24 protein-coding genes and 2 pseudogenes are annotated in these 25,246 nt (G+C 52.6%); 13 read left to right on the top strand and 13 right to left on the bottom strand.

Annotated elements, in window-relative coordinates; translation table 11 throughout:
* Window positions 1–22 precede the first annotated feature (22 nt).
* Complete coding sequence (locus tag GUC22_RS14690) at window positions 23–1,003, top strand: NAD(P)H-dependent flavin oxidoreductase (protein WP_116943732.1); 981 nt, start codon at window positions 23–25, stop codon at window positions 1,001–1,003.
* Window positions 1,004–1,106: 103 nt separating this feature from the next.
* Here the strand turns inward: GUC22_RS14690 and GUC22_RS14685 are convergent, their stop codons facing one another.
* Window positions 1,107–2,036, bottom strand: coding sequence for an aromatic alcohol reductase (locus tag GUC22_RS14685; protein ID WP_049131925.1), 930 nt, complete (start codon window positions 2,034–2,036; stop codon window positions 1,107–1,109).
* A 140-nt stretch (window positions 2,037–2,176) separates the two neighbouring features.
* On the opposite strand from GUC22_RS14685, the gene GUC22_RS14680 reads away from it, so the two are divergent.
* From GUC22_RS14680 to GUC22_RS14660, 5 genes are all read left to right on the top strand, one after another.
* Complete coding sequence (locus GUC22_RS14680) at window positions 2,177–3,082, top strand: LysR family transcriptional regulator (protein WP_154915433.1); 906 nt, start codon at window positions 2,177–2,179, stop codon at window positions 3,080–3,082.
* A 690-nt stretch (window positions 3,083–3,772) separates the two neighbouring features.
* On the top strand, window positions 3,773–3,961 hold the full coding sequence (locus GUC22_RS14675; RefSeq protein ID WP_071830654.1) for a cold-shock protein: 189 nt from the start codon (window positions 3,773–3,775) through the stop codon (window positions 3,959–3,961).
* Between the two features lie 216 nt (window positions 3,962–4,177).
* Window positions 4,178–4,807 carry a winged helix-turn-helix transcriptional regulator gene (locus GUC22_RS14670; RefSeq protein WP_004139219.1) on the top strand — a complete coding sequence of 210 codons (630 nt, stop codon included), beginning with the start codon at window positions 4,178–4,180 and terminating at the stop codon, window positions 4,805–4,807.
* 125 nt (window positions 4,808–4,932) lie between these two features.
* Window positions 4,933–5,514: an outer membrane beta-barrel protein gene (locus GUC22_RS14665; RefSeq protein ID WP_024358371.1), complete on the top strand. Its 582-nt coding sequence runs from the start codon at window positions 4,933–4,935 to the stop codon at window positions 5,512–5,514.
* 201 nt (window positions 5,515–5,715) lie between these two features.
* Complete coding sequence (locus tag GUC22_RS14660; protein WP_064410705.1) at window positions 5,716–6,279, top strand: YagU family protein; 564 nt, start codon at window positions 5,716–5,718, stop codon at window positions 6,277–6,279.
* Window positions 6,280–6,335: 56 nt separating this feature from the next.
* On the opposite strand, the gene GUC22_RS14655 is transcribed toward GUC22_RS14660, so the two are convergent.
* The 3 genes from GUC22_RS14655 to GUC22_RS14645 form a co-directional block, all read right to left on the bottom strand.
* Window positions 6,336–6,638, bottom strand: a complete 303-nt coding sequence (locus GUC22_RS14655) for a PTS sugar transporter subunit IIB (protein WP_101867895.1) — start codon at window positions 6,636–6,638, stop codon at window positions 6,336–6,338.
* A gap of 177 nt (window positions 6,639–6,815) precedes the next feature.
* Window positions 6,816–7,007, bottom strand: a complete 192-nt coding sequence (locus tag GUC22_RS14650) for a hypothetical protein (protein ID WP_160183600.1) — start codon at window positions 7,005–7,007, stop codon at window positions 6,816–6,818.
* Window positions 7,008–7,161: 154 nt separating this feature from the next.
* Entirely contained in the window at window positions 7,162–7,356 is a 195-nt protein-coding gene (locus GUC22_RS14645) for a hypothetical protein (protein ID WP_014229113.1), read from the bottom strand.
* A 275-nt stretch (window positions 7,357–7,631) separates the two neighbouring features.
* On the opposite strand from GUC22_RS14645, the gene umuD reads away from it, so the two are divergent.
* A complete protein-coding gene (umuD, locus tag GUC22_RS14640) occupies window positions 7,632–8,054 on the top strand; it encodes a translesion error-prone DNA polymerase V autoproteolytic subunit (protein WP_004139203.1) in 423 nt (140 codons plus the stop codon).
* A complete protein-coding gene (gene umuC / locus GUC22_RS14635) occupies window positions 8,054–9,319 on the top strand; it encodes a translesion error-prone DNA polymerase V subunit UmuC (RefSeq protein ID WP_154925722.1) in 1,266 nt (421 codons plus the stop codon). Before umuD ends, umuC begins: the two co-directional genes overlap by 1 nt.
* Before the next feature lie 47 nt (window positions 9,320–9,366).
* Here the strand turns inward: umuC and GUC22_RS14630 are convergent, their stop codons facing one another.
* Together GUC22_RS14630 and GUC22_RS14625 are read right to left on the bottom strand one after the other, a co-directional pair.
* Window positions 9,367–10,458 carry an oxidoreductase gene (locus GUC22_RS14630; protein ID WP_004139200.1) on the bottom strand — a complete coding sequence of 364 codons (1,092 nt, stop codon included), beginning with the start codon at window positions 10,456–10,458 and terminating at the stop codon, window positions 9,367–9,369.
* A complete protein-coding gene (locus tag GUC22_RS14625; RefSeq protein WP_160183599.1) occupies window positions 10,451–11,194 on the bottom strand; it encodes a DeoR/GlpR family DNA-binding transcription regulator in 744 nt (247 codons plus the stop codon). Before GUC22_RS14625 ends, GUC22_RS14630 begins: the two co-directional genes overlap by 8 nt.
* Window positions 11,195–11,813: 619 nt before the next feature.
* On the opposite strand from GUC22_RS14625, the gene GUC22_RS14620 reads away from it, so the two are divergent.
* The 4 genes and pseudogenes from GUC22_RS14620 (at window position 11,814) to dbpA (ending at window position 15,605) form a co-directional block, all read left to right on the top strand.
* Window positions 11,814–12,422 (top strand): helix-turn-helix domain-containing protein, encoded by a 609-nt coding sequence (locus GUC22_RS14620; RefSeq protein WP_098363389.1) that lies wholly within the window; start codon window positions 11,814–11,816, stop codon window positions 12,420–12,422.
* 342 nt (window positions 12,423–12,764) lie between these two features.
* Window positions 12,765–13,748 (top strand): zinc transporter ZntB, encoded by a 984-nt coding sequence (gene zntB, locus GUC22_RS14615; protein WP_098363358.1) that lies wholly within the window; start codon window positions 12,765–12,767, stop codon window positions 13,746–13,748.
* A 278-nt stretch (window positions 13,749–14,026) separates the two neighbouring features.
* A pseudogene (locus GUC22_RS27550) lies at window positions 14,027–14,191 on the top strand (hypothetical protein); the annotation flags it as partial.
* 40 nt (window positions 14,192–14,231) lie between these two features.
* The gene (dbpA, locus tag GUC22_RS14610) at window positions 14,232–15,605 is read left to right on the top strand and encodes an ATP-dependent RNA helicase DbpA (protein ID WP_004139192.1); all 1,374 of its coding nucleotides are present in this window, start codon (window positions 14,232–14,234) and stop codon (window positions 15,603–15,605) included.
* 43 nt (window positions 15,606–15,648) lie between these two features.
* On the opposite strand, the gene ttcA is transcribed toward dbpA, so the two are convergent.
* Window positions 15,649–16,584 carry a tRNA 2-thiocytidine(32) synthetase TtcA gene (gene ttcA / locus GUC22_RS14605; protein WP_024358365.1) on the bottom strand — a complete coding sequence of 312 codons (936 nt, stop codon included), beginning with the start codon at window positions 16,582–16,584 and terminating at the stop codon, window positions 15,649–15,651.
* Window positions 16,574–16,830, bottom strand: a pseudogene (locus GUC22_RS27615) (site-specific integrase); the annotation flags it as partial. The gene ttcA and the pseudogene GUC22_RS27615, both read right to left, overlap by 11 nt.
* 484 nt (window positions 16,831–17,314) lie before the next feature.
* On the opposite strand from GUC22_RS27615, the gene GUC22_RS14600 reads away from it, so the two are divergent.
* Window positions 17,315–18,253 (top strand): omptin family outer membrane protease, encoded by a 939-nt coding sequence (locus tag GUC22_RS14600; protein ID WP_024358364.1) that lies wholly within the window; start codon window positions 17,315–17,317, stop codon window positions 18,251–18,253.
* A 333-nt stretch (window positions 18,254–18,586) separates the two neighbouring features.
* Here GUC22_RS14600 and GUC22_RS14595 read toward each other — a convergent pair whose 3' ends face one another.
* The 5 genes from GUC22_RS14595 to nifJ all read right to left on the bottom strand — a co-directional run bounded on the left by GUC22_RS14595 (window position 18,587) and on the right by nifJ (window position 24,970).
* Window positions 18,587–18,877 carry a Bor family protein gene (locus tag GUC22_RS14595; RefSeq protein ID WP_024358363.1) on the bottom strand — a complete coding sequence of 97 codons (291 nt, stop codon included), beginning with the start codon at window positions 18,875–18,877 and terminating at the stop codon, window positions 18,587–18,589.
* A 177-nt stretch (window positions 18,878–19,054) separates the two neighbouring features.
* On the bottom strand, window positions 19,055–19,489 hold the full coding sequence (uspF, locus tag GUC22_RS14590; RefSeq protein WP_004121089.1) for a universal stress protein UspF: 435 nt from the start codon (window positions 19,487–19,489) through the stop codon (window positions 19,055–19,057).
* 82 nt (window positions 19,490–19,571) lie between these two features.
* Window positions 19,572–19,784: a KTSC domain-containing protein gene (locus GUC22_RS14585; protein WP_004139189.1), complete on the bottom strand. Its 213-nt coding sequence runs from the start codon at window positions 19,782–19,784 to the stop codon at window positions 19,572–19,574.
* 154 nt (window positions 19,785–19,938) lie between these two features.
* Entirely contained in the window at window positions 19,939–21,087 is a 1,149-nt protein-coding gene (ompC, locus tag GUC22_RS14580; RefSeq protein WP_004139187.1) for a porin OmpC, read from the bottom strand.
* A gap of 355 nt (window positions 21,088–21,442) precedes the next feature.
* Window positions 21,443–24,970: a pyruvate:ferredoxin (flavodoxin) oxidoreductase gene (gene nifJ, locus GUC22_RS14575; RefSeq protein WP_102650180.1), complete on the bottom strand. Its 3,528-nt coding sequence runs from the start codon at window positions 24,968–24,970 to the stop codon at window positions 21,443–21,445.
* Between the last annotated feature and the right edge of the window lie 276 nt (window positions 24,971–25,246).

Below are 25,246 nucleotides of genomic sequence, written 5' to 3'. Positions count from 1 at the left end.
CTATTGTGAAGGATATTGCACCATGAAAAATAACCGTATCTGTCAGATCCTGAATATAGAAAAACCGGTGATTCAGGGGCCGCTATCGTGGCTGACCGATGCCCGTTTAGTCGCAGCCGTCAGCAATGCCGGCGGGCTTGGCGTGCTGGGGCCCAATGCGGGTTTAACCGCTGAGACCGCGGTTTCCACGCCGGAAGAAACCGCTGAAAAAATGCGCGAAGAGATCCGCAAAACCAAACGGCTGACCGAAAAGCCTTTCGGCGTGAACCTGATCCCAACGCCTGAAAACGATATCTGGACCCCGCCTATTCTGCAGGTGATAAAAGAAGAGGGCGTCAGGGCCGTGGTGTATACCGGCTACGGCGAAGGGGCGCTCATACCGGCGCTGTTCAACGAGTTAAAAGAGGCAGGCATTGCTATCATTTACCGTGATATCAATCCGACGCCTGAAAATACCCGCCTTGCTGAAGCCGCTGGCGCCGATATCATCGTCGCGACCGGCTTTGATGAGGGAGGCACATTGCCGGGCACCGCGTTGGGAACCTTTTCAATTGTGCCGCTGATTGCCGATGCGGTGGAGCGCATTCCGGTGATGGCGGCGGGCGGTATTACCGACCACCGTACCGCCAGAGCAGCGCACGCGCTCGGCGCGGAAGGGATATTTGCCGGTTCGGTTTTTATCGCGACGGAAGAAAGCAGAGTGCCAGCCTCGGTCAAAAATAGAATTATTGCCGCCAATGGCCTTGATTTGCGGCTTTTCCGCACGCTGCCGCATTACTATCGCTCGCTGCCGGGCAGGCTGGCAGAAAAACTGGTGTCGATGGATAAAGCCGGCGCCAGCCGCGAGGCGCTCGGCGAAGCCATGGGGGGATTACGCGGTTTGCGTATCGGCATGCTGGAAGGCAACGCTGATGAAGGCTATATCTCGCTCGGCACGGGGATCGGCAACATCCGCAGCGTCAAAAGCGTAGCAGAAGTGGTCGATGCCTTAACCGTGGACTGAGAGCGGGGCAAAAGAGCCTCGCTCGCACTTAATACTATGAGGATGGCTTTCGCGCTGATGATAGCCATTCTCATCGCAATGATGTCCTGTGAAAGAAAATGGGTTAAATAACGCTTCTAAGCCAGGATTCAATATCTTGGGTTGGAATATTATTTTGTACATTCCAGGTTTCACTCATCGGCCACCACATCCCATCTCCGCGTGCGAAGGCGACGCGATAGCGAAGCATCCGATCGTCCGGCTTCATACGCAGCTGTTCCAGTAGCGTGGGCAGGGTAAATACCTGCCGGGTAAAGGTTCGCTTTGTTACGCGCTCAACGGTGTCCGCCAGTTTTCCATAAGAGGTCGTTTCTCCGGCGACAAAGACCACTTCATTGATTAATCTGGGTTCAAACAAATAAATGGCGGTGGTCAGGCGGCCAATATCCGCAGGTGACGTCACGGTGATTTGCGTATCCCATCCCCCGAGCGCATTGAGGGTATTTTGGGATAAATTGACCACATCGAACGCCGGCTCGAAAAGAAAACTGGTAAACATGCCGGTTGAAATAATCACCCATTCCGTGGCGGTCTGAGCGCGTAATAACGTTCTGACGTCATACTGCTCGTCCCACACGGGTTGGCCGCTACCTTTTCCGACCGCATCGTAATTCACCCCAAATTGCCAGGGAAAATAGCGTTTCACCCTGGCCTCCAGCGCCGCCCGGGTAATTTTTATCTGCGTACCCGCCCCAGCGACAAATCCCATACAGTTGATGATGGTAGCAAAATTCGCAAAGAGGTCTTTTAGCGAGGCTGGCGTACTGGATGCAACGTCGACGGCGATAAATTCCGCCCCCCTGTCGGCCAGTTTTTGATGAGCCGCGGAGCGCAGTTTTCCCCGCGCATCCCACGAGCCGGGCGACACGATAACGCTGATAGCGCCATTCCGTTGAATGACCGCCGGCACCAGCGAGTCGAGCACGGCGGCCCCGAGTTGTCCCGCTCCCAGCACCAATACTTTTTCATCTGTAGCGACATTATGCTCTTCCATTTTGACTCCTTATTCATTTAATCACGGTATTACGAGCTTTGGAGGAAGCTTAGGCCGACGAGCCTGATTCGATAAGTCCGCGGGGATAAGTTAGACTGTTCGTAGAAATGGAATAATCACGAGATGCCTTACGGGGAAAGATGGATAAGCTGGAATCAATGCAGGTCTATATGTGTGTGGTGGATACGCATAGTTTCGCCAGAGCGGCGGAGGCGCTTGGGCTGCCGCGCTCTACGGTGTCGCGGGTGATTAAGACGCTTGAAGCATACCTGGGGATTCAGCTTTTACAGCGTACGACCCGCAAGCTTAGCGTTACGCCTGACGGCCGCCACTATTATGCTGAGTGCAAAAGGCTTCTGGCTGAGATCGCCACGCTGGAGTCCTCTTTCCCCGGGCGGTCCGCGCAGCCCAGAGGCCGTTTCAAAGTCGGCATGCCGCAGTCCCTTGCGCGGCAGAGTATTATCCCCAGGCTCCCGGCCTTTCTGCAGCAGCATCCTGGTCTGGAGCTGATACTTTGCTCAAGCGATAGCGTGGAGGACATCATTCAGGAAGGGTATGACTGCGCGATCCGCGCGGGCAGGATCGACGATTCAACGACCCTGGTTGCCCGGCCGCTCGCCAACTTTTCATGGCGGGTTCTGGCCTCTCCGGCCTATATTGCCGCTTATGGTCAGCCGGAAACGCTCGATGATCTGGAAAGGCATCTCGCTGTTGGCTATCTGGATCACCGCACCGGCAGAACCATCGAGTGGTTTTTCACGCTTGCTGAGGAGGATTACGCGATCCGCATGAAAGAGACCCTGGTCGTCGATGATACGGACGCCTACATACAGGCCGCAATACAAGGACTTGGGTTAATCCGCGTCGCCAGCTATCTGGCCAGGCCGTACCTGCGCAGCGGCGAGCTGGTTGCCTGTCTGGATAACGTCTCTTGTGCTTTACCGCTTTCGCTGGTTTATCCGCAAAACAGGTACCTTCCTCCTGCGGTTCGCGCGTTTTATGCCTGGAGCAAAGTGGTTTTGCAGCAGGCGGCCGAGGAGGCCTAATTTCGCGGCATGGCTTTTTTATCTGCGCCCAGCCGGCGAGGGCCGCGGAAACGTCTTTATGCTATGACCATCCGTTCGCGGTAGCGCTGAAAATAAAGCTTGCTATCGATCGTCATCTATGTGATTAATAGCAGGTCGATTTACTACACAGATCCAGTAATAAACGGTTTAGTGAAGCAGTTCTCATCTCAAGCGTTATCCATAGATAATCCTTCTTTAGACTCTCCCTATCGTGATTAATTAAGCTCTGTGAAGCGAATAATTTTAAAGTTTTTTGAACCTGCGACAACGATGACGGTCTAAACCCGAGTAGACAGGTTCACAAACCGGCAAACGGCGATAGAGAAGGGGTAGGCCCGGAATCTTCCGTTTAGCGTGCAAAAGTGCATAAGAGATAGCGTTATCCCAATAGCACAAGATTATTTTATTGAAATCTACCGAACATTACGTGCCCTAGGGCAAACTAAGAAACGAACAACATTAAAAAATCGCTGGTGCAGTAATAGAATTCAGTCTGAAGTGCGCTTCAGAGGTATCTATAAGCAGTAATGACAATGATGTCATTGTTATTCTCAACCATTCAGAGCAGCGTTTTCACGCTGTTACAGAAAAGCCGGGAAGGCGTTTTCTGTGAAATATGGCTAAATGTCCCTGCGGTAGAGAATGTTGTAGCAAAAAGAGGCTAACATCATGATTGACCACATTCATTTCAGATGCCCATGCTGTCATGGGTCGCAGTACAGAACATCCACCTACGATGTTTCTGAAAAAAATCCGTTTGGCGCGAAATGCATTTTTTGTAAATCCGCGATGATTACATTCGATAATATCGCAGCGCATATTTCCAGAAACTCAGCATCGCTTGAGTTACGGAAGTAAGATCGGGCCCTCGAAAAGGGCCTTTGATATCTGAATCGTAAGCGTTATTACCATTTCGATCGGGCTGCCTGCGGGCAGCTTTTTAGTTTGTTTAAATTTAAATCAGGCCGGACTTTTCTTGTCTTTGCAGATGTGAGTAAATGCGTAGTCACGCAATTCTTACGGAAATCTTGTTGCGTTCTATAATTTTTAAACCAGAACTAATCAGGTATTTCTATGCATATCCTACCGCCCGTCCGCCCGGAAGAGAGTATCCAGCGTTTAACGGCGCTCCTGACGCCAATAGCCGAAAAAATGATCGTCGTGCCGCGAAAACGTATGACCTGGACGCATAAAAATCAACCGCAGCTGTACCTTTTCCTCAACGGAGAGCTTTCTATCCTCAGAGCCTCGGACGGTCTGCTGATTGTCACGGTTTACCACCCGCATCTGTTTGGTATTGCCGAGATGATCCAGCCGGTACGCGGCCATCAGCTGCGGGCGGAAACCGAGTCGACAATACTGCGCGTTGATGCGCAAAAGGCGATGGAAACCTTTCGCCAGCATGGCGTCTGGGAAGATGTCGCCTCATTGTTGTCGTACCACACGGCTTATCTTTTCTATCGTGATGCATTAGTCGTCCAGCAGCGGACCTACGCCGTTATTCGCAACCATTTGCAGGAGATGGGGCAGCTTCCCGAAGAGACGCGGATGCGCATATCTATTCTGGATTATATTCAGGAGCGTACCCACTTATCACGTAGCAGTGTATTAAACGTATTATCGGCGTTAAAAAGTGGTAACTATATTACGTTTAAACGCGGGGGGTATTTGATTGGCGTGAATAAATTACCCGAGCGGTTTTAAGTCTGGCGGGTTGTCCAAAATTAAATAAGAAAACGATTATCAGCGCGGCGTTAATATTTTATTGTAGGCCCACTTAATTTTTGACGATGACATTTATTCGACAACGGGTCGACAACGAGATGATTATGAAAAAGACGCTTATTACGTTAATTATTGCTCATGCTTTTACGGCGACGGCCGCTTTTGCTGCTGCGGAGACAGGAACCTGGTACGCGGGATCTAAATTTGGCTGGTCGCACTACGGCGATTCCAGCACCGATCGGCAAGTCGATGTCGACCGCGATAACGTCGGCGGCGGTGTGTTTACCGGCTATCAGATTAACCCCTGGCTGGCGGTTGAAGGTGGCTATGACTATTTAGGCAATATGGGCATCAATGGTCGCCATGGCGCATCCGGTTCGCAAATGAAAAGTCAGGGGCTACAGCTTTCGTTGAAGGCCAGCTATAGCCTGACCAGCGACTGGGATCTTTACGGCCGGGCAGGGCTGATGGGCTATCGCGCGGAATCCGATGTGAATGGAAAAAATCGATTTGATACCGGCGTGCGCCCGGTACTGGCTTTCGGTACCGAATATGCCTTTAATGACAGATGGTCGGGACGTCTGGAGTACCAGTGGGTCAACAATGTGGGTAACGAAAATCAAATTGGCGTGAGCAGCGACGTTAGCTCCATGATGGCGGGCATCAGTTACCGTTTTGGGCAATAAAAGCATCGTCCCGGAAGGTGCCTCCTTTGAATAAAAGGGGGGCTCTTTATCTGCTGGTAGTAGACCTATGGTCATAATGACAGTATATAATGGGTCGTCATGGCACCTGAGAAAAGTGTGATCGCGATCAATGTTGATAATCGCCAATGCCCTTAAATATGACACAGGGAAAATAAATGTAATAAATTAATGGTGATTTTTATGGCGATTAAGGATTTCTTTATACAAACAACACCCGCCCGACGTCGTTATGGCGTAGCGCTATTTGTCGGGGTGATTGCCGGCATTATGTCGGCGTTTGTTAAATGGGGGGCTGAAGTTCCATTACCGCCGCGTACTTTCTCCGGCGGCAGAGATGAGTTTAACCCGCCTTATCTTTTCTTACGCGACTATCTGGGAATTGACCCAACGCATACGGTATATACTTTCTCCGAACACATCATCAATCCGGTGATGGTCACACATATTATATTCTCGTTGGTGTTTGCCGTTGGCTATTGTGTCGTCGCGGAAGTCTTTCCGAAAGTGAAATTATGGCAGGGAGCATGGGCGGGGATTGTCGCCACCATCGCCGTTCACTGGATCTCATTTCCGCTACTGGGGCTGACGCCTTCTTTATTGAATATTCCTACCGATGAGTATATTTCGGAATTGCTGGGACATATTTTTTGGTTCTGGGCCATTGAGATGATTCGTCGCGATCTTCGTAACCGCATTACCCATGAACCTGACGCCGAAGTACCTCTTGACGCGCCGTTTAGATAATTCATCTCCAAAGAACCCGTGCTGTCGCGGGTTCTTTTGGCCGGGCAGCAAAGAGATTACAACAGCGTATTCAGGGCGAAGTTAAGGATCTTCTCACCATCAAATGAGGCATAGGGCAAGCTTTCAATAACGGCAATGTCTTGCGGTGCATGCGGTGCGCGAGTGAATTGCTCGATCTTATACTGGATATGCGGGGCAACCAGCACGGCATCATAAGCCGGAGCGACGCTAAAGAAGTTTTCAACCCCAACGGCGCTGATTAATAAATCCAGTTGCCGATCGTCAGCAATTTTTTGCATTCTACGAGCAATAATCCCTGCCGTTTCGCCAAACAAACAGCATATTAATAGTTTTTTCACGGTTTAACCCTCGGTAAGATACCGCCGCTACATTATTCCTCCCTCGGCAACGAAAATGCGCGATGTATCAATATTCCAGGTTAATTTATGCGGATATTTTTATTCTGCTGGCGAGCATCACAGGCGCTAAAAACGAATGCCCCTGTGATGCTGTGAATGGCGGGGATAACGCTCAGGCTACTTTTTTTTACGTGAAATCAGGAAGCGATCGCCGGCTAGCGTAAGCTTCGCTCCATTCGTACAGTACTCGATAGCAAAATTAAAAAATTCATCAGAGTCGAGCTCGAAATCCAGTTCGAGTTTAATGGCGTCGCCGGACTGCAGAAGCTGCTTTGCCTGTTCCAGATTGCTAGCTTTAACTGTTCCCATCTCTTCACCTCGTTTTAGCGCTGGTGGCGTCCGGGCTTATCCTACAGGCTTTGTTTTACGATCGCGTGACACGGCTTTTTTGCGCTTTCTGCCGATCGTCCATCGTTACCATCGCTATGCGAATAAGCTGATAGCGATGGTATGGCGTACAATATCAGTCGACGTTATTGAAGTAGTCCCGCGCCGCCGCCTCAACGTTCTTTGCCTCAATGCCGGTTTTCTCGGTGATTGAGGCAATAAACGGCTTGAACTTCTCCGTCATCACGTGCCCTCCGTCCCAATGAGCGACATAAAAGCGGCACTGATAGCGATAAAAGTGGAGAGTTTTGTCTCCTAACGTGTAATACATATGAATCTCCGGTTCAGTATGTCGGGTGGACCACAACAGGCTATGAGCAAAGTACGCATCAACGGATTCTATCCTCCTCCCAATTAGGGGAAATTTCCAGCATGCAGTACAAAACCATCTGTAATACGTACGGGGAAGGCGCCCTATGCAAACCCGGATGCAAAATTCAGCGCAACTTCAACGTCTTCGCATCAATCTCTGACGGGCGACTTGAAAAACTCGGATGAACTATTGATACTGTATATAAATACAGTATTATCACGGGTGAATCTAATATGATGTTTTATCAACCGGTTGAATGGCGAAAGATCGTGTCGATTCCGCTGTTTAGCGACCTTGTTCCCTGCGGCTTTCCCAGCCCCGCGCAGGATTACATTGAGAAGGGGATCGATCTCAATGAGCTTTGTATCAGCCATCCCGCGGCGACCTATTTTGTCATGGCGACGGGCACGTCAATGGTTGATGCCGGCATTTATGAAGGCACGCTGCTGGTGGTGGACCGCGGCCTGAAAGCGAAGCATGGTGATATCATCATCGCCTCCGTCGGCGGCGAGTACACGGTTAAACGCCTCTGTACGCACCCCATCATGCAACTCTTGCCGATGAATCCGGATTTTCCACCCATTGTGCTGCACAACGACGGTGAGGCGCTGGAGATTTTTGGTGTCGTTACTTTCAGTATCAACAGGCTCCGCTGATGTTTGCCCTGGTCGATGTGAATTCATTTTATGCCAGCTGTGAAACGGCCTTTCGCCCTGATTTACGCGGGCGTCCGGTGGTGGTGTTGAGCAACAACGATGGCTGCGTCATCGCCAGGAATCACGAGGCTAAACGGCTGGAGATTCCAATGGGCGCACCCTATTTCAAAGTGAAATCACAGTTTGAGCGCCATCAGGTGGCGGTGTTTAGCAGCAACTATGCCCTATATGGCGATATGTCCCGTCGGGTCATGACAATTCTCGAAGAGCTGGCCCCCGCGGTTTATCAATATTCTATTGATGAAGCGTTCGTGAATTTGACCGGGATCCATCGTTCTGAGGAGCTTGAGTCATTTGGTCGCCATGTGCGTAGTACATTACTCCAGTGTACCGGCCTGACGGTGGGGGTGGGGATCGGGCCGACGAAAACGCTGGCTAAGCTGGCTAATTATGCGGCCAAAAGGTGGCCAAAATTCGAGGGCGTGGTCGATCTCTCCTCACCGGTCAGGCAGAAAAAGCTGCTGGAGAAGGTGGTCGTCGGCGAGGTCTGGGGAGTAGGGCGCCGCATCGCGAAAAAGCTCAATGAGATGGGGATCAACACGGCGCTTCAGCTGGCCGAGACGCCCGCTTCGCTTATCAGAAAACATTTCAGCGTCGTGATGGAGCGCACCGTGCGGGAGCTGAGAGGCGAGCCCTGCCTTGAGCAGGAAGAGTATATGCCGACTAAACAGCAAATTATCTGCTCGCGTTCATTCAGTCAGAAGGTGAGCGAATACGAGTCGATACGCGAAGCCGTATGCAGCCATGCGGTCCGTGCCGCCGAGAAGCTGCGCGCGGAGCATCAGTTCTGCCGCTATGTTTCCGTTTTTGTGAAGACCAGTCCGTTTGCGGGTCATGAAGTCTATTACGGCAATGATGCCGGCACGGAAATCCACATCCCGACCCAGGATAGCCGGGATATCATCGCGGCGGCGCTAAAATGCCTGGACGCCATCTGGCGAGAGGGATACCGATATCAAAAGTGCGGCGTGATGCTGGGCGATTTCTTTAGCCAGGGAGTGGCGCAGTTAGGCCTGTTTGACGACTATCGGCCGCGCGCGAATAGCGAACGGCTGATGACGGTTCTTGATTCTGTTAACCGACGTGAAAAAGGCCGGCTCTGGTTTGCCGGGCAGGGGATAGAGCGCAGCTGGGAGATGAAGCGGCAGATGCTGTCGCCAGCCTACACCACCCGGCTCAGCGATTTGCTGCGGGTGAAACTGTAGGCTGGCATTAAAGGGGGCGACAACCCCTCAGACATATTGCGCGGCGCTTATTGCAGACCCGCCAGTTCATCTGCGGTCAGCGCGAGCGTTTGTGTTGTACCGCTCTCGGCGGATTGCGCTGCCGCTTCCAGCACCGCCATCACGGCGAGCGCCTCTAATGGCGATACCGGATTGTTGATTTTGCCGGTCAGCGCGTCGCGGACGTGAATATAGTACTGGCGCTGATCGCCTCGTGGCGCGCTGATTTCACTGGCGCGCAGGTCTGCGTCAAACACCACCAGGCTATCGTCGTCCGCGCCCCAGCTTTCGCTGCCCGGAACCACGCCCGCCAGCAGCTGGCTCTCCTGCTGGTCAGCGCGTTGTTTGACGGCGCTGCCTTTATCGCCATGGACGGTAAAGCGCGATACGCCACCCGCGACCAGCATGCTGCAGTGCAAAATCACTTTGTGCTGCGGATAGTTCAGCACCACGTGCGCCCAGTCGTTGATCTCCGCGCCTTCACGCAGAGTGGCGATGTTTCCCTGCACCGACTGCGGCAGGCCGAACAGCTGCAGCGCCTGGTCGATCAGATGCGGGCCTAAATCAAACCACAGGCCGCTGCCCGGTACGTTCTGCTCCCGCCAGCGGACGCGTACTTCCGGGCGGAAGCGGTCAAAATGGGATTCAAAATGTTTCACGTTGCCGATGAGCCCCTGTTCGATAACCTGCTTCACTGCCAGATAATCGCTGTCCCAGCGGCGGTTATGGAACACCGACAGCACCCGCTGTTTCTCTTGCGCGAGCGCAATCAGTTCGCGGGCTTCCTGCATATCAAGAGTAAAGGGTTTGTCGACGACGACGTGCTTACCGGCGTTTAAGGCCAGACGGGCAAGCGGAGCATGGGTTGCGTTAGGAGAGGCGATGACCACCAGATCGATATCCGGATGCTGGATGGCCTCTTCAGGCGATGCGATGACGGTGACGTTTGGCAGGTCACGTTTCACTTTCTCTTCATCGCGCGAGGCGACAATCGCCAGATTCAGGCCGTCGACGGACTGGAGCAGCGGAGCATGAAAAGTTTTGCCGACGAAGCCGTAGCCAATCAGGGCAATATTAATGTTCTTACCGTTAGTCATAAGCATCTCCGCGTTCTTAAGCATCAGCGATAGTGAGTTGTATTGAGCCGTTATCCTTCAGTTCTTCCCATGGCCGGTCAAGAAAGAGCTGATGGATGTCGGCGAGTCCGGCAACCAGCCAGGGCTCGCAGTGGTTGAGTTTCATATGATCGGCCACCAGCCAATGTTCCGCGCTGGCCGCCAGCATGGCGCGCTTAACTTCGGCGTCCGCTTCCTGGCTGGCGCTGAGGCCGAGATCGGCATGGAGCGCGCAGGCGCCGAGAATAGCGATATCCGCCCGATAGCGTTCCAGCAGCGAAACCGTAGCGCTACCGGCAAACAGGCGCTGCTGCATATCCCATTTTCCCCCCAGCAAAATAAGCTGAATATCCGGACGCGCGCTGAAGTGCTGGGCGATATCCAAAGAGGTGGTGATAACCGTCATTGGGCCCTGTATTTGAGCGGCGACGGCCAACACGGTACTCCCCGCGTCAAGGAACAGCGTGGATCCGCTGGGGATTTTCTCCGCCACCATTTTACCTAAGCGCTGCTTGATATCCGGTAGCAGCGTATTCCTGTTCTGGCGATTCATGCTGGAGAGATTGAGCGCGATAGCGCCGCCGTGGTTTTTCTGGGCCAGCCCCTGTTTCTCGAGGTCGCTGAGATCGCGGCGCAGCGTATCTGCAGAAACTTGCAGGTTATCGACCAGCTCACTGATCGTGACCTGGCCTTTTTCGCTAATAATATCAATTAGATATTTCTGTCTGGCCGTTTTGTGCATAATCTAAACCCGCAAAATACTGCAATAAATCGCATAATACAGCATTTTGCGCAAAAAGAAATGCGCCGAACGTGATGCCCCACAGAAGGTGACGTTTTGTTGAATGCTTTCGCGGGATGGTTTGCCACTCTCCCATTTCTCCGCAGGGGAGTCCGCCCCTCTGCCAGCCAATAACCGCTGAGAGGAGCAACAAGGCAAGCTATGAATAGTCTAAAATGACACCGAAAAATAACTTGAGTTAATGAGTGTGTTTAGATGAAAATTCAATTCAGCCGTAATAGCGTGGGTTTTTACGATGCTTGATCGTAAGCCAGCCTTAGTGGCGACGCTCCGGCGAGCATAAATATATCCATGTGAATGATATAACGTTTTTGCAATATCTCTTTTTTAGTCAAGGCGAGGGAGGGTAATCCACAACGGGGCGGGTCGATTTTAATTAGCCGGGGCTGATTCGCCGCGCCAGAACGCTATTTCTACTTAAATTTCGTGGGGCGCCAGTTCTCAGGTCGAAAAATAATGTTTATTTATATCGTGTTTTGTAAATCGACGATAGCGGTACTTTGCGTATCGTTAGCTGTCTGGATAATACTTGATTTACTTTCTTCAGCAGGCTAAGCCGATGTTGAATATCGTCATTAAAAATAATAATCAGTTTTTTAATTTAGGATTGCACTTTATATTACAGGGCCTCTTCCCGGAGTACGCATTATCTACGCAATGTGCCGCATCGCTTAATCAACGGATCGTGCAGGATGCTGATGTGGTCGTGCTGGATTTATGTCGCGGAGCAGAATTCGTATGTCATCCCGAGTTGTTAAATCGGAAACCGGGATTGCTGATTGGTTTGGTTGCCAGGCGAAACCGACGGGGAAGAGCCGCTTTGCCGCTCTGTCTGAAAGAGATCGTCTTTGTTGGGCGCGATGAGAAAATCTCTCAGGTTATGGCGAAAATTAAACTCTCATGGATTCTGCCCCCACCGCCAGCGGAAGAAAAATCGGTGTTGCGATGCGAGCGTTGCCCGCAGAGGAAACTATCCCCACAGCAGCGAATTATCGCGGCGGCAATCTATCAGGGGTTAACGGTGAACGCGATTGCCCGAAAACTTTCGCTTTGCAATAAAACGGTTTTTGCACACAAGCGCCAGATTATGTCTAAATTTCATCTACGCAACGATTTAGACCTGCTGCTATTGCTGCGCTATCTGAATAGCGCTAAAGGTCACGGTTAAACTTGCAAAGCGGCAATATCACTCTATTCTTATTTTGCTTACTAAAATGGAGGAAAAAAGCATGTGTACCCATTTGCATGACAACGCTCGTCAATACGCAGAAGAGAAAAAATGAACGGCTCCTGCTAGCCTGCCTTCCCGTCAGCCCAGCGTCTGGCGGCGGCTAATAATGCAGGTTAGACACAGTATTGCAAAGTACATCCACAACCCGCCGCCGGCGGGTTCTTTTTTTCAGGCTCCTCGCTTTTCGCCAGTGAATTCAGCAGCATGCCCTGATTAGCTCTTGCGTAACCGTCGCGTAAGGCTAGACTACGGAAATGTGCATGAGTTAACGGAGGTCCAGTGGACGCCATTAAGGGATCGGAACTGAACGTGCCGGATGCCGTTTTTGCATGGGTGTTCGACGGGCAGGGCGGCGTAAAGCCGTTGGTCGATAGTGACACCATTGATAAAGAGCATCCTTGCTGGCTGCATCTCAACTATACCCATGTTGATAGCGCGGAATGGCTGTCATCAACGCCGCTGCTGCCCAATAACGTGCGCGATGCGCTGGCCGGCGAGAGCACTCGCCCGCGAGTGACGAGAATTGGCGATGGGGCATTAATCACGCTGCGCTGTATTAACGGCAGTACCGATGAGCGCCCGGACCAGCTGGTCGCGATGCGTCTTTATATGGACGAGCGTTTGATTGTCTCCACCCGGCAGCGCAAAGTCCTGGCGCTGGATGATGTGCTCGGCGATTTGCGTGAGGGCAACGGCCCGATTGACGGCGGCGGCTGGCTGGTGGATGTTTGCGATGCGCTAACCGATCACGCCAGCGAGTTTATCGAGCAGCTTCACGACCGGATTATCGATCTGGAAGATGATTTATTGGATCAGCAGGTCCCACCGCGCGGTTTCCTCGCGCTGTTACGTAAACAGCTTATCGTCATGCGCCGCTATATGGCGCCGCAGCGTGATGTGTATGCAAGGCTTGCCAGCGAGCGTCTGCCGTGGATGACGGACGACCATCGGCGACGGATGCAGGATATTGCCGAACGTCTGGGGCGAGGTCTGGATGAGATTGATAGCTGCATCGCCCGCACGGCGATTATGAGCGATGAAATCGCGCAAATTATGCAGGAGTCGCTATCACGTAGAACCTATACGATGTCGCTGATGGCCATGGTTTTTCTACCCAGCACTTTTTTAACCGGACTCTTTGGCGTCAACCTCGGCGGCATTCCCGGCAATAGCTGGCATATGGGTTTTTCTATTTTCTGCATAATGTTAGTCGTTCTCATTGGGGGTGTTACATGGTGGTTGCATCGTAGTAAATGGTTGTAAAGAATCGCCTTTTGGCGCGGTGATGATGATGAAAACCCGGCAATGTTTGAGCGAAATCAATAAACCGTCTACCCATTCAGGGCAATATCTCTCTCGCAGGTGAATGCAACGTCAAGCGATGGGCGTTGCGCTCCATATTGTCTTACTTCCTTTTTTGAATTACTGCATAGCACAATTGATTCGTACGACGCCGACTTTAATGAGTCGGCTTTTTTTTTGCGCTCTGTTTCTCAGCTTCTACGCTTAACTGGTGTACCCGCCCATAACCGGGAGTCAATATGCCTATTCATCCGCTGAACTCAATCCCCATTCCGCCGGAACCCAACGATCCTGTACCGGTCCACGATCCCAAACCCCGCCCGCGCCCGTTACCCGACCCACCGCCTGACGATGAGCCGATTAAATTGTCGCATCGGGAGCGGAGATCTGCGACGATACGCGCCAGCAGATTGTCCGCCCCTAAATGTAATGCGAGAAATAATTGTGACCGCTTTTTCAACTCTGAATGTTTTGCCCGCCGCCCAGCTCACTAATCTGAATGAACTAGGGTATCTTTCGATGACCCCAGTTCAGGCGGCGGCTTTGCCGGCGATTCTTGCGGGTAAAGATGTCCGCGTGCAGGCAAAAACCGGCAGCGGTAAAACGGCGGCATTCGGCCTCGGGTTACTCCAGCACGTTGACGCCTCGCTGTTCCAGACGCAGTCGCTGGTGCTGTGTCCGACCCGCGAACTGGCGGATCAGGTCGCCGGTGAGCTGCGTCGCCTGGCGCGCTTTCTGGCAAATATTAAAATTTTAACCCTCTGCGGCGGCCAGCCTTTTGGCGCCCAGCGCGACTCGCTACAGCACGCGCCGCATATTATCGTCGCCACGCCGGGGCGCTTGCTCGATCACCTGCAAAAGGGCACCGTGTCGTTGGACGCGCTACAAACCCTGGTGATGGACGAAGCGGACCGCATGCTGGATATGGGGTTTAGCGACGCCATTGATGAAGTGATCCGCTTTGCGCCGGCTTCGCGCCAGACGCTGCTGTTTTCCGCCACCTGGCCGGAAGCGATCGCGGCGATTAGCGGCCGCGTGCAGAACAACCCGCAGACCATTGAAATTGATGCTGTTGATGCGCTGCCGGCTATCGAACAGCAGTTTTTTGAAACTTCGCAACATGGTAAAATCACGCTGTTGCAAAAGCTGCTGAGCCAGCATCAGCCCGCTTCCTGCGTGGTGTTCTGCAATACCAAAAAGGATTGTCAGGCCGTCTGCGATTCGCTAAACGCCGCCGGACAGAGCGCTCTGTCGCTGCACGGCGATCTTGAACAGCGCGACCGCGACCAGACGCTGGTGCGCTTTGCTAACGGGAGTTCGCGCGTGCTGGTGGCGACCGACGTTGCCGCCCGCGGGTTAGATATTAAGTCGCTCGAGCTGGTGGTGAACTATGAGCTGGCCTGGGACCCGGAGGTTCACGTGCACCGCATTGGTCGTACCGCTCGCGCCGGTGAAAGCGGTCTGGCGATTAGCCTCTGCGCACCGGAAGAGGCGCAGCGCGCGAATATTCTTGCCGAAATGCTGCAAATGAAGCTCAACTGGATGAACGGGCCGACGAATAGCACTGTTGTGCCGCTGCAGGCAGAGATGGCCACGCTGTGCATTGATGGCGGTAAAAAAGCGAAGATGCGCGCGGGCGATGTGCTGGGGGCGTTGACCGGTGATATCGGCCTTGATGGCGCGGACATCGGCAAGATTGCCGTTCATCCGGCGCATGTCTACGTAGCCGTGCGCCAGGGCGTAGCGCATAAAGCGTTTAAGCAGCTGCAAAACGGGAAGATTAAAGGTAAGGCCTGCCGGGTTCGTTTGCTGAAATAAGCGCGACAAAGGCGTCTCAGGCGCGCGCCTGAGACGCAAGACGTTATTTTACTTCCACCACGTTCAGGCGCAGTTCATCCAGCTGCGCGTCATCCTCTTCCGGCTGCCAGCCGGCCGGCTGCATCGGGATCTCTTCACGATCGAACGCCAGGTCGCCGCCGTCAATCACCGCAGAACCGTGATGAATGCCCTTAAAATCGAACAGGTTAACGTCGCTAAGATGGGAAGGCACCACGTTCTGCATCGCGCTAAACATGGTTTCGATGCGCCCAGGATAGCGTTTATCCCAGTCGCGTAGCATATCGGCAATCACCTGGCGCTGGAGGTTGGGCTGCGAACCGCACAGGTTGCACGGAATGATCGGAAAACCTTTCGCCTGGGAGAAGCGCTCAATATCTTTTTCCCGGCAGTAGGCCAGTGGACGAATCACGATATGTTTACCGTCGTCGCTCATCAGCTTCGGCGGCATACCTTTCATCTTCCCGCCGTAGAACATGTTCAGGAACAGGGTCTGCAGGATATCGTCGCGGTGGTGGCCCAGGGCGATTTTGGTCGCGCCCAGCTCAGAAGCTGTGCGGTAAAGGATGCCGCGGCGCAGACGCGAGCAGAGCGAGCAGGTAGTTTTACCTTCCGGAATTTTCTCTTTAACAATGCCGTAGGTGTTTTCCTCAACAATCTTATATTCCACGCCCAGCTGCTCAAGATATTCCGGCAGAATATGCTCCGGGAAGCCCGGCTGTTTTTGATCGAGGTTGACCGCCACCAGTGAGAAAGAGATTGGCGCGCTTTTTTGCAAATTGCGCAAAATCTCCAGCATGGTGTAGCTGTCTTTACCGCCGGAGAGGCAAACCATGATGCGGTCGCCTTCTTCAATCATATTAAAATCGGCGATCGCCTCGCCGACGTTGCGGCGCAGGCGCTTCTGCAATTTGTCGAGGTTGTATTTTTCTTTCTTTGTAACTTGCTGATTATCTAGCATTATTAACGTTCTCTGAAACAAAAGGGGCAAAGGTACGCCACGGTGCAAGCCTGGCGTTGGGCATCAGTACCCAATCGCCGTTCGTTTCTGCTATCCATGTCCTGTCAGCTGCCTGCATCATTTACGCGTTTTCATGCCCCATCTGGTTAGCAAGGGGTTAGCGCCGGCTGAGAGTCGCCAGCAGGCAAAAGTATGTCGCGTATGGTACGGATTCCGACGACGAATGCCAGCGCGTTTTACTGCGGCTTTTCATCTGCCGGCGATACTGCGGCGAATTTTGGCCACGCCGAGGCCATGCTCTCCTCGCGATAGGACGAATGCTAGCGCGTAATCTACGCATGAATCATTTTTTACGCCGCTGCTTTGACGCTTATTATTGCTGTTCTTGCCATGTTCCGTTCGGATCGCAATATGATTATTTGCACCCTGATAATTATACAGCGAAGATATTTTATGGCGCTGTCTAATAGACGCGAAGTTTGAGAGAAAAGCGTCACAGGAGCGGTTTTTCTTCAAGCTTATAGCTATTCGATTTATGCCTAATAATAATCTGAAAGTCTATCTCATTAATATGATTTTCTCTTGTAAAACGAAGCGCTTAACCAGCCAACATTTTCACTCTCTGGGTTATGAATAAAGTAATGACAAAAATTGACAGTTGCCTGGCATTTGTCGGAGATTTAAACTTCCACTGCAACTTATGGATTATCTTTTAATGATGGGAATAAAAATGAAAAAAAGTACCGTTGCAGTAATGATGATAGCGACTCTTTCAGGAACAGCTTATGCTGAGCCAGCGCAATTAAGCCCGAATTTTTCGGCGGAAAGTTTTACCGTATCGACGTCCGCGGGGATGCTGAGTGGGAAATCTCAGGAGAGGGTTTATGACGCGGATACGGGGCGAAAAGTCAGCCAACTGGACTGGAAAATAAAGAATGTCGCCATTGTGAAAGGCGATATCTCATGGGATGCTTACTCCTTCCTGACCCTGGCCGCCCGCGGCTGGACGTCGTTAGCTTCAGGTTCCGGTCATATGGATGACTATGACTGGATGAACGATAATCAGTCCGGGTGGACAGACCACTCATCTCATCCCAGCACCAGCGTCAATTATGCCAATGAATACGATCTCAGCGTGCAAGGCTGGATTTTCCAGAACGAAAATTATAAAGCGGGCGTCATTGCGGGATATCAGGAAACCCGTTTTAGCTGGACGGCCACCGGTGGTTCTTATAATTATGATAACGGTGCGACTACGGGCAATTTCCCGACCGGCGAGCGCGGTATTGGCTACAGCCAGCGATTCTCCATGCCCTACATTGGCCTCGCGGGGCAGTATCGTGTTAATGACTTTGAGTTTAATGCCCTGTTTAAATTCAGTGATTGGGTCCGGGCTCATGATAACGACGAGCACTATATGCGTGAGCTGACCTTCCGGGAGAAATCCACTAATTCGCGTTATTACGGTACATCGGTTGATGCCGGATATTACATCACGTCGCATGCCAAAGTTTTTGCTGAATTCACCTACAGTAAATATGAAGAGGGCAAGGGAGGCACGCAGATTATAGATACCAATAGCGGCGAATCAGGTTCAATTGGAGGAGATGCGGCCGGTATTGCAAATAAAAACTATACCATTACAGCTGGTCTTCAATATCGATTCTAAATCATTGCCGCTCGCGGGTATTGTAAGCAAAACCCCTAAGTCCCGATCATGAGATCGTTACACTGGAGTGTTTCCCGGCCTGGGCACTCCAGTTTTCCATAGGACGTATCATTCGGGGGCTTATGGGCATGCGCTAAAGGAGCGCCGTAGGGACTGAGAAACCAGCTGCCGGTGCGTGGTCACTCATCATCGTGCGCCGGGCGTTTATGTGATTTCTTCGTATGGTCGATCAGAAGGTAGCCTCCAGGTGGGGGGCGAGAAAAGATGAGTATGTTGGGGCAAAGGGACGGTGGTTGAAAACGGGCAGGCACTTATGATGCCTGCCGCCAGCGATTATTTAGCGCAATAAACGCGCGCTTCACGTGGAGTATAAATGCCGAGGGTGACGAAACCCAGCAGGCCGTTGACGAAAGTCTGCTGTACTTCGGTACGGACGACTTTGTCGGCGCCGCCGCACACGGCCGCAGCATCAATCTGTTTAGTCTGGCCAATACCGCTGACGAAGAAGTGGTGAGTGGTAACCTGCTGAGGTTGAACGGTCACGCCAGGATTTACCGAGAAGCTCTGCTGGGCGCAACCAGAAATAGCGGCTGCGGCTAAAACTACCATAATTAACTTTTTCATATCATCCCTATAATTGTTGTAAGACATACCCATGTTCGGGTAAGGGCTTTATACAGCAAAATGAAAAAGTCACAACGTACTAATTTTAATAGTCGCAGCTAAAAAATGACCCTATCTGCGGCGCTGCGGGTCAGATCAAAGAAACAAAAAGCCCGCACGGCGGCGGGCAGAGTCAGTTTACCGCACGACCAGCACCGAACATTCCGCATGACGGACAACGGCGGCGGCGTTAGAGCCCAGCAGGTAGGTGGTGATATCGGGACGGTGCGAAGAGATAATCACCAGGTCCGCGGGGAGAGACTTCGCCATAGCAAGGATTTTATCTTTCGGCGAGCCCTCTGAAACGTGAAAATGGATACGGTCTTCGGGGATATTAAACTTTTTCACAATCTCTTTGAGCCGCGATTCCGATTCGGCTTTGAGGTCATCCATCGCCGGCAGCTCTGCGGTGTAGGCCATTCCCAGCGAAGCGTAATAGGGAAGGGAGGGAATGACGGTCAGGAAATGCACCTCGGCATCATCGATTCTGGCTTCAGCTTCAACATGCTTGATAACGCGATCGGTTAATTCTGTATCAGAAATATCGATGGGCACAAGAATCATTCTGTTCATAAAACCTCCTGTTTAAGTAACCACTTAAAGTGTAGGTCATCCAGGCGATTATTGTACATTGCGCGCAATCACACTTTCGTCATCAGGCGCAGCGGCGTTCGGTAAATTTTCCTTTAATGACGCCATCGTAAAAACGGCCTTTAGAAACCACCAGCAGAAAGTCGCGGAAAATGCGCGGCGGGACACCGATATACTGCAGCGTTTGGTTATCGCGAAAGCGGATTTCAAGAATGCCGGCGGATTCATCATAGGCGACGGAGGTGATTCGGGATGATGTTACGGGGTGATGGTGCATGGCGGGCGTCCTCTTACGGCTACGGCAATTCCAGGGAGCAATATATCATTTAACGGACGATTATTTTAAGGTAATCGATATATTGTTTTGCTTTGAATGCAGTCGATCGCCGGGAGGGGAAGACAAAGCCCGCCGTTGCCAGCGGGCCCGGACATTAGAACTGGTAAACCAGACCTAACGCGACGACGTCATCCGTAGAGATGCCGTTGTTAGAATAGAAGCTATCGTCTTCATCCAGCAGGTTGATTTTGTAATCAACGTAGGTAGACATATTACGGTTGAAGTAATAAGTCGCGCCAATGTCGACATATTTAACCAGATCTTTGTCACCGGTATTTCCTGCCGGGTTAGCAGCATTGCCCTGCATAACCAAATCCTTACCCTTAGACTGCAGGTAGGAGATAGCCGGACGCAGACCGAAATCGAACTGGTATTGAGCCGTCACTTCAAAGTTTTGCGTTTTGTTGGCAATAGTATCGCTGTTATTACCATATGGGGTCATATTACGGGTTTCTGAATACATGGTTGCCAGGTAGATATTGTTGGCATCATATTTCAATCCTGCGGTCCAGGCATCGGCTTTATCGCCGCCGGCTGTAGAATAATGGGTCTGCTCATTGGTACGGTCGGAAGAACTATAGGCCGCTGCGATGCTCACGCCCATACCCAGATCGTAGGAGGAGGAGAGGCCAAATCCGTCACCGTTAGAGTTTTTTACGTTGCGACCATTATTGTTGGCGGTGCCTTCTTGATTTTCATCACCGGACTGATTTTCATTTTTACCCTGATACTGCAGGGCGAAGTTCAGGCCGTTAACCAGACCGAAGAAGTCATTGTTACGGTAGGTTGCAACGCCGTTAGCGCGGCCGGTCATAAAGTTATCGGCCTGGGTGTAGGAGTCGCCGCCGAATTCTGGCAGCATATCGGTCCAGCCTTCTACGTCGTACAGTACGCCGTAATTACGGCCATAGTCGAATGAACCGTAGTTAGCGAATTTCAGACCAGCAAATGCCAGACGGGTCCAGGCCTGGTTGTCAGAGCCTTCGGTATTGTTCGCCTGAACGTTATATTCCCACTGACCGTAGCCGGTCAGCTGATCGTTAATCTGGGTTTCGCCTTTGAAGCCAAGACGGACGTAGGATTGATCGCCATCTTTCGATGAATCATCGGAGAAATAATGCAGACCGTCTACCTTGCCATAGAGATCCAGTTTATTTCCGTCTTTATTATAAATTTCAGCAGAATGAGCAGCGCCAGCAGCTAATAATGCTGGAATAACGAGGGCCAGTACTTTTCTTTTCATTTGGACAATCCTTTAACGGTTTTTGTTTTAGCTTCCTCCTGGGAAGTGAACTCATGCTAAAGGAGCAAATAGAGATATGGTAAGTATCAATTGTTACGATATGAGTAAAATCTAAAATAAATAATTCAGATGAAATGATAATAATTATAATGAATGATTTGGTGGGAAATATACAAAATAAAAATTATACATATCGATTTTAGTATCGTATTATCCGCTCGTTATATGCCTTTTATTGTCATTCAAGAATTTATATTACCCTCCGTTCCTGAGAATGGTTTTTATTGAGCGGTAAAGCGACAAGCCCGAATGAATATTCGGGCTTTTTTTATGCGCTGATAAAAACGGCAGCGAATTAGCTTTCGCTGGTGGGTTTTTCCGCCTTACCGGCCAGCTGCGCCAGGAAGTCATAGCGTTTTTGTAGATCCGCGGCCGCATCTTTCCATAGCTGCTCCGCAACTTCCGGCTGCTGCGCGTTCAGGCGACGGAAGCGCTGTTCGTTCAGGAGCGTTTCCGCCAGCGCGTCTGACGGCGGACGGGAGTCCAGCGCCAGCGGAAGTTTACCTTCATCGGCACGACGTGGGTCAAAGCGATACAGCGGCCAGAACCCGGTCGCGGTCAGCTGGCGCATCTGATCGTGGCTTAGCGCCAGATCGTAACCGTGTTCTTCGCAAGGACTGTAGGCAATAATCAGCGACGGCCCCGGATACGCTTCCGCTTCCTGAATCGCTTTTACCGTTTGGTTGAGCTGCGCGCCAAGGGAAATCTGCGCCACATAAACATGACCGTACATCATCATGCTGACCCCAAGATCTTTGCGCGCCTTGCGCTTGCCGTGCTCGCCAAATTTAGTCACCGCACCCAGCGGGGTAGCCTTCGATGCCTGGCCGCCGGTGTTGGAATAACACTGGGTATCGAGCACCAGAATATTGACGTTTTCGGTCAGGCTCAGCACGTGGTCGAGACCGCCGAAGCCGATATCGTAGGCCCAGCCGTCGCCGCCGATCAGCCAGATAGATTTCTCGACCAGCGCGTCGGCGTCGATTAACAGTTCCTTCGCACCTTCTTCATTTGCCAGCACCTTGCGCAGCTCGGCCACCTGTTGGCGGCGTACCTCAGGCGTTGCCTCCGCGTGCAGCGCATCGTTAAGTTCGGGCGGAAGTTTATCGGCGAACTGCGATAGCAGACGCATGACGCGCTGACGATGCTGATCGACGGTAAGGCGGAAGCCAAGGCCAAATTCGGCATTATCCTCGAACAGCGAGTTGGCCCACGCCGGCCCGCGGCCGTTGGCATCGGTGGTGTACGGTGTGGAAGGGAGGTTGCCGCCGTAAATCGATGAACAGCCGGTGGCGTTGGCGATCAGCATCCGGTCGCCGTAGAGCTGAGTCAGCAGCTTGATATACGGCGTTTCGCCGCAGCCGGAGCAGGCGCCGGAGTATTCGAACAGCGGACTGATCAGCTGCGAAGTGCGGATATCGATACGTTCCAGCTTGCTGCGGTCCATTTCCGGCAGATTGAGGAAGTAGTCATAGTTCACTTTCTCTTCTTCGACATGTTCAAGGCGCGACATCATATTGATGGCCTTGATCTCCGGGTTCTGCCGATCTTTTGCCGGACAAACCTCGACGCACAGATTACAGCCGGTGCAATCTTCCGGCGCGACCTGCAGAACGTATTTCTGGCCGCGCATATCGCGGGATTTAACGTCCAGGGAGTGCAGACTGGACGGGGCGCTTTCCATCGCGTCCGGGGAGACCACTTTCGCGCGGATTGCCGAGTGCGGGCAGGCGGCAACGCAGTGGTTGCACTGGGTGCAAAGCTCTTCCTTCCAGATAGGGATCTCTTCAGCGATATTGCGTTTTTCCCAGCGGGTGGTGCCCATTGGCCAGGTACCGTCCGGCGGCAGGGCGGAAACCGGCAGCGCATCGCCGAGTCCGGCCAGCATGGCGGCGGTCACGGTTTTGACGAAATCCGGCGCGGCGTCGGAGACGACCGGCGGGCGGTTCGGGCTGTTGGCATCGACCTGCTGTAACGGCACTTCCGCCAGCGACTCGCGGGCCAGGGCCAGCGCCTGCCAGTTGCGTTCGACCAGTTCCTGGCCTTTACTGCTGTAGCTTTTCGCAATCGCGCCCTGCAGTTCCGCCAGCGCGCTATCGCCCGGCAGGATCTGCGTCAGATGGAAAAACGCCATCTGCATAACGGTGTTGATGCGCGCGCCAAGGCTGCACTCGCGGGCGATTTTGGCCGCGTTAACGATATAAAACCGCGCTTTTTTCTGATTCAGCGTGGCCTGGACTTCCTGCGGCAGGCGCGACCAGACTTCTTCGGCGCTGTATGGGGTATTGAGCAGGAAAATACCGCCGGGCTTCAGGCGCTCAACCATCTGATACTTGTCGATAAACTGTAGCTGGTGGCAGCCGACGAAATCGGCCTGCGAAATAAGATAGGAAGAACGAATCGGCTTCTCGCTGACGCGCAGGTGAGAGACCGTCAGGCCGCCGGCTTTTTTCGAGTCATAGACGAAATAGCCCTGCGAGAACCATGGCGTCGAGTTACCGATAATCTTGATATTGTTTTTGGTGGCCGAGACGCTGCCGTCGCTGCCGAGGCCGTAGAACAGGGCTTCCAGCTTCGCCTCCGACGGTAGGGTATTTTCTACCAGCGGCAGGGAAAGGTTGGTGACGTCATCGTAGATGCCAACGGTAAAGCGCGGCTTGGGTTTGGCGGCGCTCAGTTCGTTGAAAATCGCCAGCACGCACTCCGGTCCGAACTCTTTTGATGAGAGACCGTAGCGGCCGCCAATGGTACGCGGCAGCGTTTCCCGCTCGCCGCGGTTAAAGGCTTCCGCCATCGCGGTCATCACGTCGAGATACAGCGGTTCAGCCAGGGCGCCCGGTTCTTTGGTGCGATCGAGGACCGCCACGGCGCGGGCGCTTTCCGGCAGAACGTCCAGCAGGTGCGCGGCGGAGAAGGGCCGGTAAAGGCGAACTTTCAGCACGCCGACTTTTTCTCCGCGGCTCAGCAGTTCATCAACCACTTCCTCACAGGTGCCGATTGCGGAGCCCATAATCACGATAACGCGCTCGGCCTGCGGATGTCCGTAGAACTCAAACGGTTTGTACTGACGCCCGGTGGCGGCGGCAAAATCGTTCATCGCCGTTTCAACGTGTTCGTAAACCGCGTCGTACCATGGGTTAGTCGCTTCACGCGACTGGAAGTAGGTGTCCGGATTAGCTGAGGTTCCGCGGATTACCGGATGTTCGGGATTCAGGGCGCGCTGGCGATGTTCATCGATTTTATCCTGCGGCAGCAGGCTGAGAAGGGTATCGTCCGCCAGCGGGGCGATTTTGTTGATTTCGTGCGAGGTGCGGAAACCATCGAAGAAATGTATAAATGGCACCCGGCTTTGCAGCGTAGCGATATGCGAAATCAGCGCAAAATCCTGGGCTTCCTGGACGCTGCTGGCGCAGAGCATCGCGCAGCCGGTCTGGCGCACGGCCATGACGTCCGAGTGATCGCCAAAGATAGAGAGCGCGTGGGTTGCCACGGTGCGTGCGGCGACGTGCAGCACAAACGGCATCAGCTGACCGGCGAGTTTGTACAGCGTCGGGATCATCAGCAGTAAACCCTGCGATGAAGTAAAAGAGGTCGAGAGAGCGCCGGTTTGCAGCGCGCCGTGTACGGCGCCAATGGCCCCGGCTTCCGACTGCATTTCGACGACGCGGGGAACATCGCCCCAGACGTTCTTCAGCCCGTTGCCGGCCCAGGCGTCCGCCTGCTCCGCCATGGTGGAGCTGGGCGTAATCGGGTAGATGGCGATAACTTCACTGGTGCGAAACGCGACTGAAGCAACCGCGCCATTACCGTCGATAGTGATCATATCAATACTCACATTGCTAAATGTTTGATAAAAATGTTTTTATGCCCATTGATACCTTCTGAGCACTCGCTTATCTATTCTGCATTCTGCGCAACCGCTATCGGCGCGATTTCACCGGTAGCGTAAAAGTTCGTTTCTCCCTGCATGGTTACCGGCAGGGGGACCGGGTTTGCGAATTACTGTCTAAGTATAGACCCCGGAGGAACATGATTTTTTGATCTCCAGTAGCGACAAAATCCATAGTTCAGATAAATTAATTCAACGTATTACATAGGT

Origin of the sequence: Klebsiella sp. MPUS7 (assembly GCF_009905335.1) — a bacterium.
GTDB lineage: Bacteria > Pseudomonadota > Gammaproteobacteria > Enterobacterales > Enterobacteriaceae > Klebsiella > Klebsiella grimontii.
This window is presented reverse-complemented; position numbering and strand designations above follow the sequence as displayed.